Source organism: Nocardia sp. NPDC055053 (assembly GCF_053608285.1).
In genome coordinates this window covers 75,521-86,238 of sequence record NZ_JBSGVD010000030.1, presented here as the reverse complement: position 1 = coordinate 86,238, position 10,718 = coordinate 75,521, and the positions used below count along the sequence as shown (strand labels likewise).

At 68.0% G+C, this 10,718-nt stretch carries 9 protein-coding genes and 1 pseudogene; 8 read left to right on the top strand and 2 right to left on the bottom strand.

The window, feature by feature from the left end; all coding sequences use genetic code 11:
- Nucleotides 1–40: 40 nt before the first annotated feature.
- A pseudogene (locus ACWF82_RS26150) lies at nt 41–250 on the top strand (heme-binding protein); the annotation flags it as partial.
- 33 nt (nt 251–283) lie between these two features.
- Here the strand turns inward: ACWF82_RS26150 and ACWF82_RS26145 are convergent.
- On the bottom strand, nt 284–1,732 hold the full coding sequence (locus ACWF82_RS26145; RefSeq protein WP_452505266.1) for an MFS transporter: 1,449 nt from the start codon (nt 1,730–1,732) through the stop codon (nt 284–286).
- 37 nt (nt 1,733–1,769) lie between these two features.
- The gene (gene lppU, locus ACWF82_RS26140; protein WP_452505264.1) at nt 1,770–2,396 is read right to left on the bottom strand and encodes an LppU family putative lipoprotein; all 627 of its coding nucleotides are present in this window, start codon (nt 2,394–2,396) and stop codon (nt 1,770–1,772) included.
- Between the two features lie 191 nt (nt 2,397–2,587).
- On the opposite strand from lppU, the gene ACWF82_RS26135 reads away from it, so the two are divergent.
- The 7 genes from ACWF82_RS26135 to ACWF82_RS26105 all read left to right on the top strand — a co-directional run bounded on the left by ACWF82_RS26135 (nt 2,588) and on the right by ACWF82_RS26105 (nt 10,713).
- Complete coding sequence (locus ACWF82_RS26135; protein ID WP_452505279.1) at nt 2,588–3,796, top strand: serine hydrolase domain-containing protein; 1,209 nt, start codon at nt 2,588–2,590, stop codon at nt 3,794–3,796.
- Nucleotides 3,797–3,837: 41 nt separating this feature from the next.
- Nucleotides 3,838–5,172, top strand: coding sequence for a cytochrome P450 (locus tag ACWF82_RS26130; protein WP_452505262.1), 1,335 nt, complete (start codon nt 3,838–3,840; stop codon nt 5,170–5,172).
- Between the two features lie 292 nt (nt 5,173–5,464).
- Nucleotides 5,465–6,334, top strand: a complete 870-nt coding sequence (locus ACWF82_RS26125) for a L,D-transpeptidase (protein WP_452505260.1) — start codon at nt 5,465–5,467, stop codon at nt 6,332–6,334.
- 123 nt (nt 6,335–6,457) lie between these two features.
- A complete protein-coding gene (locus ACWF82_RS26120; RefSeq protein WP_452505277.1) occupies nt 6,458–7,408 on the top strand; it encodes a carbohydrate ABC transporter permease in 951 nt (316 codons plus the stop codon).
- A complete protein-coding gene (locus tag ACWF82_RS26115; RefSeq protein ID WP_452505258.1) occupies nt 7,405–8,271 on the top strand; it encodes a carbohydrate ABC transporter permease in 867 nt (288 codons plus the stop codon). The genes ACWF82_RS26120 and ACWF82_RS26115 overlap by 4 nt, the downstream gene beginning before the upstream one ends.
- A 20-nt stretch (nt 8,272–8,291) precedes the next feature.
- Nucleotides 8,292–9,620, top strand: a complete 1,329-nt coding sequence (locus tag ACWF82_RS26110; protein WP_452505256.1) for an ABC transporter substrate-binding protein — start codon at nt 8,292–8,294, stop codon at nt 9,618–9,620.
- Nucleotides 9,621–9,636: 16 nt separating this feature from the next.
- Complete coding sequence (locus ACWF82_RS26105) at nt 9,637–10,713, top strand: ABC transporter ATP-binding protein (RefSeq protein ID WP_452505254.1); 1,077 nt, start codon at nt 9,637–9,639, stop codon at nt 10,711–10,713.
- The last annotated feature ends 5 nt before the right edge of the window (nt 10,714–10,718 follow it).

Below are 10,718 nucleotides of genomic sequence, written 5' to 3'. Positions count from 1 at the left end.
GGCCGACACGAACAACCGCAACCTCCAGCAGACGACGCACCTGACCGTCGCCGCCGCCACCAAGGCCGCGCAGGCCACGCTGGACGCGGCGAAGAAGGAGAACCAGCGGATCTCCGTCGCGGTCGTCGACCGCAACGGCAACACCATCGTCTCCCTGCGCGGCGACGGCGCGGGCCCGCAGTCCCCCGAGTCCGCGGTGAAGAAGGCGCGTCCGAGGGCCGATACTGCGGCTTCGCCGTTCCGTCTCGGCCCTCGGACGCGAGGCGGGCCGCAAACGTGGTGGTCAATGCCGATTCGGCGCGAGCGCGGGTCCGTCGGCGCCCGCGCAGTGCGGCAGGCAGTCGACCCGCTCGGGCTCGGGCGTCCGGCGGGGCACCCGCAGCAGCACACCCGCGATGACCGCGCCGATCAGCAGCAGCACCGCGCACCAGCGCATCGCGGTGTCGAAGCCCGCGGCGAAGGCGACGGGGTCGCCGAAGGCGCCCGACAACCCCGCCAGCCCGGGCAGCGCGGCGACGGCGAGCAGCTGGGCGGTCCTGGCGACGGCGTTGTTCACCCCGGAGGCGATGCCCGCGTCGGCGACGGGCACGGCGGCCAGCACCGCACCGGTCAGTGGCGCGACCAGGACCGACAGCCCGAGCCCGAAGACCAGCACGCCGGGCAGCACGTCGGTGAGATAGTTCGCGCCGGGCCCGATGCGTTGCAGCGCGAAGACACCGGCAGCGGCCAGCAGCGGACCGGCCGTCATCGGAATCCGCGGCCCGTGCCGTTGCGCCCACCGCCCCGCGGGCGCGGACAGCACGAGCATCAGCAGCGTCACCGGCAGGCTCGCGGCGCCCGAGGCCATCGGCGAGTACCCGGCGACCAGCTGCAATTGCAGCACCAGCAGGAAGAAGACCCCGCCGAGCGCGGCGTAGACGAACAGGGTCACCAGGTTCGCCACGGTGAACACCCGCGAACCGAACAGCGACGGCGGTACCAGTGGATTCGGGCTGCGCAGCTCGACGACAACGAAACCGGCCAGCGCCACGACGCCGACGACGACCAGGGCGGGATAGCCGTCGATCAAGCCGAGCGTGAGCGCGCCGAGCGCGACAGCCACGATCACCGCACCCGGCACATCGATGCGCGTCGGCGCGTCCGGATCACGGCTCTCCGGCACCCACCGGAGCGCCACGATCGCCACGACCAGCGCCAACGGCACATTGAGCAGGAAGATCGCGCGCCACCCGACGAGATCGATGAGCCCGCCGCCGAGCAGCGGCCCGAACGCGCCGGCCACCCCACCGAACCCCGACCACAATCCGATCGCGCTGCCCTGGTCGCGCTCGTCGATGGACGCCGAGATCAGCGCGAGGCTGCCCGGCGTGAGCAGCGCGCCTGCCACCCCCTGCAGCAACCGGGCGACGACCAGCATCTCGATGTTCATCGAGACCGCGCACAGCAGCGAGGTGATCGCGAATCCGGCGATCCCCCAGACGAAGACGCGTCTGCGGCCGAGCCGGTCCCCGAGCGAGCCGCCGAGCAGGATGAACGAGGCGAGGGTGAGGGTGTAACCGTTGACCGTCCACTGCAGACCGGCGACATCGGTGTGCAGCGATTCGCCGATGCGCGGCAGCGCGACCGAGACGACGGTGGCGTCCAGCGACGCCATCGAGGAGCCGAGGATGGTGGCCAGCAGGATCCACCGCCCCGTGGCGGAGTTGAGCCGAACCGTTCTGGTCGGAGCCACCTCTCCAAACTAGCTGGCGCCGAGGTGTTCCGCCGGGTTACAGACTCTCCACGCAGACCACGACGCGGCGCTCGGGGTATTTGAAGCCCGAGTCGGCGCTGTCGGGGCAGTCGTCGACGCTGTCGGTGTTGTTCTTGATCGTGACGACCTTGACCGGCTCGGAACCGGTTTCGCCGCAGTCGATGCGCTTGGGTTCGTCGCCGCCGACGTCCATGCAGCCGCCGACCACCCAGTCGATGTCGAGGCACAGCGCGCCGGTCTCGATGCCGTTGAGGGTCTCGGCGTAGAAGTTGTCGCGGTCGCTGACGCACCCGCTGCTGTTCTCGGCCTTGCCGATGACCTTGTAGTTCGACGAGCGGCTGCCGCAGGACGCCTTGGTGATGGTGGCGTCGTTCACGGTGCCGCCGAGCGCGACGCAATCGCCGACGCTGGCCTGGAAGTCGGTGTCGCCACGGCCGGAGGTGGGTGCCGGTTTGCTCGTCGTCGGTTTACCCGAGGTGGGTTTGCCCGGCTTGGTGGTCGGCGCGGTACCGGTGGCGGGGACGACGTCGATCGCAGGCTGTGCGTGGCCGTCGATGGTGCCACCGCATCCGGTCGAGACGAACGCGGTCACCGTGATGGCGACGGCCCCGACGAGCCGGCCGATGGACAGGTCTGCAAACACCTTCTGTGAATACACCACCGGAGCCACCGGCGTCGACTCCGTCCCGATGGGTGGGGCGCTGGGCTACCCTTGGGATTCCGGCCCCCCGGCCGAACCTGCATCAGGAGGTGAACCCGATGGTGGCAGCAGCGGCGGGAGATTTCGGGCCCCTGACACATCCCGGCGGTACGCCGATCGCGGCGCCGCGGCAGATGCTGGTCGATCCGCGGTTCATCCGGCTGGCCGACCATTTCTTCGGCATGTTCCCGCAGCCCAACCGCGGCGGCGGCGCGCTGGCGATCTATCTGGACGGCAGGCCGGTCGTCGACATCTGGGCAGGCTGGGCCGCCAAGGATCAGCGCTGGAGCGGCGAGAACATCGCGCTCACCTTCTCCACCGGCAAGGGCGTCGCGACGACGGTCGTGCACCGGCTGGCCGAGCGCGGGCTCATCGACTACGAGGCGCCGGTCGCGCGGTACTGGCCGGAGTTCGCCGCGCACGGCAAGCACGACATCACCGTGCGCGATGTGCTCTCGCACCGCGCCGGCCTGCACCGGGTGCGGGGGCTGGTGCCGGGCCGCGAGGGGATTCTCGACTACGGCGCCGTGGTCACCGCGCTGGCCGAGAGTCCCGCCGATCCGCGCCGGATCCGCACCTCCGGCTATCACGCGATCACCTTCGGCTGGCTGGTCGCCGAGATCGTGCAGCGGGCCACCGGGGAACCGTTCACCGAGGTACTGCGGCGTGAAGTGGCCGAGCCGCTCGGCACCGACGAGTTCTGGTTCCAGGTGCCCGCCGGGCAGCGGCACCGGATCGCCAAGATCTTCCCGCACCTGGCGCCGCCGGGAATCCGCTGGAACACCGCGTCTTCGGTGCTGTCGTGGGTGCGGCCCGCGCGCGGACTGGCCGAGGCGGGCATGCCGGAGAGTTTCGACGAGCTGGTCCGCGACCCGCGCGTGCACGACGCGGTGATGCCCGGCTGGAACGGCGTCTTCTCCGCGCGAGCGCTGGCCAGGATGTACGGCGCGCTCGCCAACGGCGGCGTCATCTACTCCGGCGATGCCGATAACTCGGCGCCGGGGGCCAACTCGGCGGTGCGGTTCCTGCGGCCGGAGACGATCGAGAACGCCAACCGGACCCAGCAGACCGACAGCCGCGATTACGTCCTCGGCCTGCCGCTGCGCTTCACCCTCGGCTACCACCGGCCGGTGCTGATGACCAAGCAGCAGCCGCGACAAGCGTTCGGCCACTACGGAATCGGCGGTTCCGGCGCGTACGCCGACCCCGATCTGCGGATGTCGATCGCGTTCGTGACGAACCGGCTCGGCAATGCCGTCACCGCGCTCGGCGACGCGCGGCTGGCCAAACTGTCGGCGATCGCCCAGGGCACGGTCCGCAAGGTCCGCGCCGAGCAGGATTAGCCATTTCGAACCGGCCGCCGATGCGCGCCGTATCACCGGACATGACAGCGATGAGCCCGCGGACGCCACGCTGGTCGCTGCTGCACGGGCTGGCCGCGGCCTGGGATTTCGAGGGCTACCTGCGGCGCCGCGCCCGGCGCGGCGATCCGTTCGCGGTCGGTTTCCCCGGCTTTCCGCCCGTGCTGTTCACGGGGACGGCCGAGGGCGCGCGTGAGCTGTTCCGCGCGCCTGCGGCGCTGGTCGGTCCGCCATTGCCCAATCCGATCGAACCGATGGTCGGCGGAGCCTCGCTGATCCTGAGTTCCGGTGAGCGCCATCGCACCGACCGCGCACTGCTCGCGCCCGCGCTGCATGCCCAGCGCGTGCGCGCACTGGCGCCGGTGATCAGGGACGCGACGCTGCGCGAACTCGATGGTGGCCCCGCGGGTTCCTGGCAGATCGGCAGCCGGATCGACGGGCTCGCCGCGGCACACAGCATCACGCTGCGGGTCATCCTCGCCGCCGTGTTCGGCACGAAGTTCGATCGTGAATCCGAATACGCCGGTGCCGTCGCGGATTTCCTCGCAACGTTCACCACGCCGTTGCTGGTGGCGCCCGTATTACGCCGTCGCATGGGCGGTTTCGGTCCGTGGCAGCGTTTCGTCGCGGCACGGACAAGGCTGGACCGGCTGCTTCTCGCCGAGATCACCCGACGGCGGCGCGCGGATGCCGCCGGAGCAGACGACCTGCTCGATCTGCTGCTGACGATCCGCTACGACGACGGCACCGTCCTCACCGACACCGAATTGTGCGAGCACCTGCGCGCCCTGCTCGTCGCGGGCCACGAGACCGCCGCGACGACGCTGACCTGGGCGCTCTATCACCTGCACCGCGAACCGGGCCTGCTGGCGCGGGTCACCGCCGAACTGGCGGCCGCGGGTGACGACCCCGCCGAGCGGGCCGCGCTCCCGCTGCTCGGCGCCGTCTGCCAGGAAACCCTGCGCCTGCATCCCCCCGTGCCCATCGTGCTGCGCATGCTCACCGAGCCGTTGCGGTGGCGCGGGGTCGACGTGGCCGCCGGGCAGACGATCGGCCTCGCCGTCGGCGTGCTGCACAGTCAGCCGTCGAGCTGGCCCGCTCCGCGGCTGTTCCATCCCGATCGCTTCCTCGACCGCAAGGTCTCGCCGTTCGAGTTCGCGCCGTTCGGCGGCGGCCATCGGCGCTGCATCGGCGTCACGCTGGCCGAATACGAGCTGCGCATCATCCTGGCAACCCTGTTGACCGAGGTCCGGCTGTCTCTCGACCCCCGGCTCGCCCTGGGCAGGCGTCCACGGACCGTGCCGAGCAATATCGCCGTCGCGCCCGATCGAGCGATCCACTTCACACGGACGGCGTGATTTCGGTCACCCCACGTTTGGGGCTCACACGGATGTGTTTCGAGCCTGTTCCACATCACCGTTTCCGACTCGCCGATGTGAGCGCGGCGTTTGACGAACGCGGATGGATAACAACGCGTTATGTGACCTGCGCCACATAGTTGCCGGTCTGTTATCGGTGCTCGAAGCGGCTGGCACGTTGTCACCCGGGACGGGTAGGAATGGACGGTCAGGGTCTCCGGCGTCGTTACCCCGTGGAGACCTGTCGCGGACTCCGCGACGATCACGAAGATCTTGGAATGGACGAGTAACCATGCACTACGAGGCAAACACGCGGCAAGCGCGCCGGCTTCGCCGGGGCCTGCTGCTGACGGCGGCGTTCGCGGCGACCGGCGCACTGATCGCCGTTCCCGTGCAGGCCGAGCCGACCCTCCCCGGCTCCGGTTCCAGCCAGCCCGCGGTGGACGCGCCCGCCGCCCAGGCGCCGTTCGCGCCGCCGCACATCAATATCGCCGACGGCGAGACCGTCGGCGTCGCGCAGCCGATCATCATCAGCTTCAAGGACCCGGTCGAAGACCGCGCGGCCGCCGAGCGGGCCATCAAGGTCACCTCCAGCCAGCCCGCCCCCGGCTACTTCTACTGGACCGGTGACAAGCAGGTGCGGTGGAAGCCCACCGACTTCTGGCCCGCCAACACCGACGTGACCGTCGCGGCGGGCGGCACCACCAGCGCGTTCCGCATCGGCGACGCGTTCATCGCCAGCGTCGACGACAACACCAAGATGATCACCGTGACGGTGAACGGTGAGGTCGTCCGCGAGATGCCGACCTCGCTGGGCAAGCCGGGCTACGAGACCCCCAACGGCACCTACATCGTGGGTGAGCGGTTCGAGAAGATGACGATGGACTCCTCGACCTACGGCGTCCCGGTCACCGATCCCGAGGGCTACAAGCTCGAGGTCGAGTACGCGACCCGCATTTCCAACAGCGGCATCTTCGTGCACGCCGCGCCGTGGTCGGTCGGTCAGCAGGGCTACTCCAACGCCAGCCACGGCTGCCTGAACGTGAGCACCGAGAACGCCAGGTGGTTCCTGGAGAACTCACGCCGCGGCGACGCGGTGATCGTCACCAACACCCAGGGCGGAACCCTCAGTGCCGGTGACGGACTGGGCGACTGGAACTGATTCGCTGAACAAAAGCCGAACAATACGATCAATGGCGGTCGTGTTGTTCGGCTTTTTGCTGTACTCGCCCTTGTGCGCCCGATGTTCAGAGGATCGGCGGCCAAGGTTAACCGACAGTTCGCCATGCGCCGTAAAACTGCCGCGGTGCGAAGCAGTCCAGAGCGGGTTCTCCCCGCGCCACGAGGCCGCGGGCTGAAAAACCGCCCGTGGCAAGACTATGCGCTGTTCACAGTGCTGGTCGTCCCCAACCTGGTACTGCTGACGCTGTTCGTTTACCGGCCGCTGGCCGACAACATCCGGCTCTCGTTCACCGACTGGAACATCGCGGATCCCGTTGCCACGCCGATCGGTTTCGACAACTACATCGAATGGTGGCAGCGCGACGATTCCTGGAAGGTCGTCGGCAACACGGTGATCTTCACCGTCGCCGCGGTCGTGGTGAGTATGGCGCTCGGTCTCGCGCTGGCCCTGCTGCTGGACCGAAAACTGTTCGGGCGCAATGTTGTTCGATCAGCGATATTCGCGCCGTTCGTGATCTCGGGCGCGGCGATCGGCGTCGCTTTCCAATTCATCTTCGATCCGAGTTTCGGTCTGGTACAAGACGTGCTGCACCGGGCCGGTGTCGAGCGCGTGCCGGATTTCTATCAGGACCCGCACTGGGCCCTGTTCATGGTGACGATCACCTATATCTGGAAAAACCTCGGCTATACCTTCGTCATCTATCTGGCCGCGCTGCAAGGTGTGCGCGCCGAGTTGATGGAAGCCGCCGAAATGGACGGCGCGAGCCGGTGGACGACTTTCACGAAAGTGCTGCTGCCCCAACTGCGTCCGACGACATTCTTCCTGTCGATCACCGTACTCCTGAACTCGCTGCAAGTCTTCGACATCATCAATGTGATGACCCGCGGCGGCCCGCTCGGCAACGGCACGACGACCATGGTGTTCCAGGTGTACGAGGAGTCGTTCCGCAATTTCCGGGCGGGTTACGGCGCGACCGTCGCCACGATCATGTTCGTGGTGCTACTGGTGGTCACGCTGATCCAGGTGCGCGTGATGGATCGGGGCGATCGATGAAACACCTAGGCCCGCAGACACTCTCGTACCGGCGCCGCGAACGCGCCGTCACCGTACTCGGCTACGCCGCGATGGTGTGCGTGCTGATCCTGGTCGGGGTGCCGCTGTTCTGGATCCTGATCACCTCGTTCAAGGACCGCGCCGACATCTACACCCAGCCCGCGGTCTACTGGCCGCACAGCTGGCACCCGGAGAACTACGGCCAGGCCACCACCACGGTGCCGTTCTGGACCTTCCTGCGCAATTCGCTGATCGTCACCGGCGTGGTGTCGGTGGTGAAGTTCGTGCTCGGGGTGTTCAGCGCGTACGGCCTGGTGTTCCTGCGTTTCCCCGGCAAGAACATCGTGTTCCTGGTGATCATCGCGGCGCTGATGGTGCCCAATCAGATCACCGTCATCTCCAACTACGCGCTGATCGCGCAGCTGGGCTGGCGGAATACCTTCCAGGGCATCATCATTCCGCTCTGCGGCGTCGCCTTCGGCACCTTTCTCATGCGCAATCACTTCCTGTCGCTGCCCGGTGAGGTCATCGAGGCGGCGCGGATGGACGGCGCGAACTGGTGGCGGCTGCTGACCAGGGTGGTGCTGCCGATGTCGGGGCCGACGATGGTGGCGTTCGCGGTGGTCACGCTGGTGAACGAGTGGAACGAGTACCTGTGGCCGTTCCTGATGGCCGATTCCGCCGAGGTCGCCACGCTGCCGGTCGGGCTCACGCTGCTGCAGAACACCGAGAACCCTTCGGTCACCAACTGGGGGCCGGTGATGGCGGGCACCGTGCTCACGATGCTGCCGATCCTCATCGTGTTCCTCGCCCTGCAACGTCACATGATCAAGGGCCTCACCTCCGGTGCGGTCAAGGGTTGATTCTCGAACAGGAGATCCACGTGTCCACTTCACGATTCCCCGAGCTCAGCCGCCGCGGCTTCCTCGGGTTGACCGGTGCGGCCGCCGCTGGTCTCGCGCTCACCGCGTGTGCGGGCACCGGCGGCGGATCCGGTGACAGCGGCGACGCCAACACGATCACCTTCTGGTCCAATCACCCCGGCACCTCCAAGGACCTCGAACTGGAGTTGATCAACCGGTTCCAGGCCGAGTACCCGGATCTGAAGGTCGACCTGGTCGACGCGGGCAAGAACTACGAGGAGGTGGCGCAGAAGTTCAACGCCGCGCTCACCGGCGGTGACCTGCCCGATGTTGTCGTGCTGTCGGATGTCTGGTGGTTCAACTACGCGCTGACCAGCGCTATCGAGCCGCTCGACGGCCACTTCGGCGCGGCGGGCGTGCGGCTGGAGGACTACGTCGACTCGCTCGCGGCCGACTACCTGTTCGACGGCAAGCACTACGCGCTGCCGTACGCCCGCTCGACGCCGCTGTTCTACTACAACAAGGACGTGTGGGCGAAGGCCGGGCTGCCCGACCGCGGCCCGAACTCCTGGCAGGAATTCGACGAGTGGGGCCCGAAGCTGCAGTCGGTCGTCGGCGCAGGCAAGTTCGCGCACGCCTGGGGTGACGCCAAGAACTACCTCGGCTGGACCTTCCAGGGCCCGAACTGGACCTTCGGCGGCGCCTACTCCGACCAGTGGAAGCTGAAGTTCACCGATCCGGGTTCCATCGCCGCGGCCACCTACCTGCGCGAGTCGATCAACGTCAAGAAGTACGCGGCGATCCGCCCGCAGATCGCGGTCGATTTCGGCACCGGCGTCGCCGCTTCCACGATCGCCTCGACCGGTGACCTCAAGGGCATCAAGAAGAACGCCGACGGCAAGTTCGAGCTCGGCACCGCGTTCCTGCCGCATCCGAACGGTCCCGGCGTCACCACCGGCGGCGCGGGTCTGGCGATTCCGTCGCGGATCTCGGACGGCCGGAAGACCAACGCGCTCAAGTTCATCGAGTTCGTCACCAACGCGGCCAACACCGCGTACTTCTCGCAGAACACCGGGTACATGCCGGTCCGCAAGTCGGCGGTCGACGATCCGTCCGAGATCGACTTCCTGGCGAAGAACCCGAACTCGAAGGTCGCCATCGACCAGCTGTCGGTGACCAAGTCGCAGGACTACGCGCGGGTGTTCGTGCCCGGCGCCGACCAGATCATCGGCACCGGCTACGAGCAGATCGGCCTCCAGAACGCTTATCCGGCAACAGTTCTGGCGAAGGTCGCCGCCGACGTGCAGGCGATCATCGACCGGCAGATCACGCCCAAGCTGCCCAAGTAGCGGAGAGGAACTCGCCATGGCGACAGTGCAGTTCGACGGTGTCACGCACCGCTATCCCGGCGCCGACACCCCCGCTGTCGACGCACTCGATCTCGATATCGCCGATGGCGAGTTCCTCGTGCTGGTCGGCCCCTCCGGCTGCGGCAAGTCGACCAGCCTGCGCATGCTGGCCGGCCTGGAATCGGTGGCGGAGGGCACCATCCGCATCGGCGAACGCGACGTCACCGGGTTGCCGCCGCGCGCCCGCGACGTGGCGATGGTGTTCCAGAGCTACGCGCTCTACCCGAACATGACCGTCGCCGAGAACATGGGCTTCGCCCTGCGCAACGCGGGAATGAGCAAGGCGGACACCCTGGTCCGGGTTCGCGAGGCCGCCGCGATGCTGGAACTCGAGCCGCTGCTCGACCGCAGACCGGCCAAGCTCTCCGGCGGCCAGCGCCAGCGCGTCGCCATGGGCCGCGCGATCGTGCGCCGCCCCCAGGTGTTCTGCATGGACGAACCCCTGTCCAACCTGGACGCGAAACTCCGCGTCAGCACCCGCTCCCAGATCGCCGCCCTACAGCAGCGACTCGGCACCACCACCGTCTACGTCACCCACGACCAGGTGGAGGCCATGACAATGGGCCACCGCGTCGCGGTCCTGCGCGAGGGCACGTTGCAGCAGATCGCCTCACCCCGCGAGCTCTACGACAACCCGGTGAACACCTTCGTCGCCGGCTTCATCGGCTCTCCGGGCATGAACCTGCTCGAAGCACCCGTGCTCGACGGTGCCGCAGTGCTCGACGGTCTGCGAATCCCTTTGCCGCGCAAGCTATCCGGCCCCCGTGTGATCCTCGGCGTCCGCCCGGAGTCATGGGAGGTCACCACCGACCCCGAAGGCATCACCGTCGTCGCCGAACTCCTGGAAGAACTCGGCGCCGAATCCTTCGTCTACACCCACGGCGCGGGCACCGACTGGCAAACCCGCGCCGGCAAGATCGTCGTCCGCGTCGACCGCCGCTTCCGAACCACCCTCGGCGAAACCCTCCACCTACGCCCCAAGCCCGACGAAATCTTCTTCTTCGACGCCGAAACCGACACGCGGGTGCGCTGATCGCG

Bases quoted from the DNA above. Each gene is read 5' to 3' on its own strand.
- ACWF82_RS26130 (WP_452505262.1), top strand. From the start codon at position 3,838: ATGACAGCGATGAGCCCGCGGACGCCACGCTGGTCGCTGCTGCACGGG.
- ACWF82_RS26115 (WP_452505258.1), top strand. From the start codon at position 7,405: ATGAAACACCTAGGCCCGCAGACACTCTCGTACCGGCGCCGCGAACGC.
- ACWF82_RS26135 (WP_452505279.1), top strand. From the start codon at position 2,588: ATGCTGGTCGATCCGCGGTTCATCCGGCTGGCCGACCATTTCTTCGGC.
- ACWF82_RS26120 (WP_452505277.1), top strand. From the start codon at position 6,458: ATGCGCCGTAAAACTGCCGCGGTGCGAAGCAGTCCAGAGCGGGTTCTC.
- ACWF82_RS26105 (WP_452505254.1), top strand. From the start codon at position 9,637: ATGGCGACAGTGCAGTTCGACGGTGTCACGCACCGCTATCCCGGCGCC.
- ACWF82_RS26125 (WP_452505260.1), top strand. From the start codon at position 5,465: ATGCACTACGAGGCAAACACGCGGCAAGCGCGCCGGCTTCGCCGGGGC.